Here is a 1,770-nt window from a genome sequence, read left to right on the forward strand (position 1 = left end):
GTCATTGGCCGGGCGATAGGTGTAGGGCAGCCGCAGCCGCAACTCGACGCGGGGCCGCGCCCGTCCGGGCCCGGGCCCGCGCAGCAGCAGCCGGCCGCCGCGGCCTTCGCGCGACCAGCTCGCCGCCACCGGCGCATCGCCCACCGTCGCCGCGACCTTGTTCACCTGGTCCGCGCCGAAGAAGGAGAGCAGCGTGAGTTCCGCCTCCCACGGCTCGTCGAAGGGCCAGTCGAAGGCGATGACAGGGTCCTGCGCGGTCCAGCGCACCTGGCGGCCTTCCACCGTCTCCGGCCGGTGCCAGCCGGCATCCATGCGGACCAGGTCGAGCGCCATGCTGCGCGGCCGCGTCACCAGGGAGGACACCGCCTTGTGCCGCACCCAGAGCGCGGCGACCTGGTCCATCAGCGCCGCCGCCCCATTGGCCGCGCGGTAGCGTTCCCCCGCAGCCAGCGAGGCCGCTTCCAGTTCCGCGATGCGCGGCAGCGCGGCCTCGAAGGCGGCGGCGATGGCGGCGGGCTCGTGCGCGGCATAGGCGACATGGCCCGCGCCCCAGTGCCGCGCCTCGTATTCCAGCCAGGTGCCTTCGGGCACCACGACGGGCACGCCGAGGCTGATCGCCTCCCACAGCACGCCCGAGGATTTCCGCCGGTAGAGCGCCGGATCGTAGGGAAACAGCGCGATGCGCACGCCTTGCAACAGTGCGAGATAGGCCTCGGGCGAGAGCCGCCCGCCGGCGACCTCCAAGTTGCCGATGCCTTCCGCCGCCGCGGCCAGCGCCTCACCGGCCTCCTTCGCCTCGCCCCAGGCGGCGTTGGTGTTGGCGTGGGCGACGAAGGTCCAGTCCGGATGCGCGGCGGCGAGCGACGGCGCGAGGTCCGGCAGCAGCGCGATGCCTTTGTCGATCCGCACGTCGCCCGCGAACAGCAGCGCGCGGCGCGGCGCTTCCTCCGTCCCCGGCGCCGGGTCCGGGCGGATCGGCACCGGATGCGGCGGGATCGCGCGCCCGAGCAGCGCGCCGTATTCCGCCGCGTGCTGCCCGCCGCTGGCGAAGAGGTGCACCTCCGGCCCCGGCTCCCGCGCCGCGCGGTCGGCCAGGCGATAGAACAGCGCCCGCAGCGGATCCTCCACGGCCTCCCGCCCGTCGCCCTCCACCGCATAGCCCGAGGGCAGCATGAGGTGGACGAGGAAGAGCGGCGCCTCCAGCGGGTCGAAGGACTTCATCCAGCCGACATAGCCGGCGAGGTGGTTCTCCGTGACCGTCGGCACCAGCACGGCGTCGGAGGAGCGAAACTCGCCGCGCGGCAGCGCCGCCAATTCGGCTTGCAGCAGGTCGTTGAAGTGGCGGAAGTCGTCGAAGGCGCCGCTCACCGGGTCCTTGTGCAGCACCGCGTAGCAGGTCTCGGTGAAGTGCGGCAGGACGCGCACGCCCTCGATGGTGCGCGCACCGAAGCGGCGGTTGGCGATGATCGTCGCCGTCTCGCCCCGCGCCAGGGCCTCCTTCGCGATCGCCAGGTCGTAGGCGAGGTGATGCCCCGCTTCGCCTTCGAGATTGGGGTCGAGGATGATCAGGGCCATGGCGGGGCCTATTCGGTCAGGGCCGCGGCGAGCGCGCCGAGGGACGGGCTGCGGCACAGCGGATGCCGCGCGAGATGGGCGAGCAGCGCGGCGGTGGCGGCGCCGGTCGCCGCGTCCTCCCGCGCCAGGATCAGCAGGTCGGCGAGCGCCGCCAGCGCGCTGTCGAGGTCGTGCTCGCCCAACGCCATGTCCATG

The 1,770-nt window shown here is 73.6% G+C and carries 2 protein-coding genes; both read right to left on the minus strand.

Annotation, left to right across the window (positions count from 1 at the left end; all coding sequences use genetic code 11):
- Positions 1-1,575 (minus strand): hypothetical protein (locus tag GXW76_RS25255; RefSeq protein ID WP_211864896.1); only part of this gene is annotated, 1,575 nt, incomplete at its 3' end.
- A gap of 8 nt (positions 1,576-1,583) precedes the next feature.
- Positions 1,584-1,770, minus strand: a 187-nt coding sequence (locus GXW76_RS25260) for a hypothetical protein (protein WP_211864897.1), incomplete at its 5' end; no start/stop codon positions are given.

Origin of the sequence: Neoroseomonas soli (genome assembly GCF_018129065.1) — a bacterium.
Taxonomy (GTDB): domain Bacteria; phylum Pseudomonadota; class Alphaproteobacteria; order Acetobacterales; family Acetobacteraceae; genus Neoroseomonas; species Neoroseomonas soli.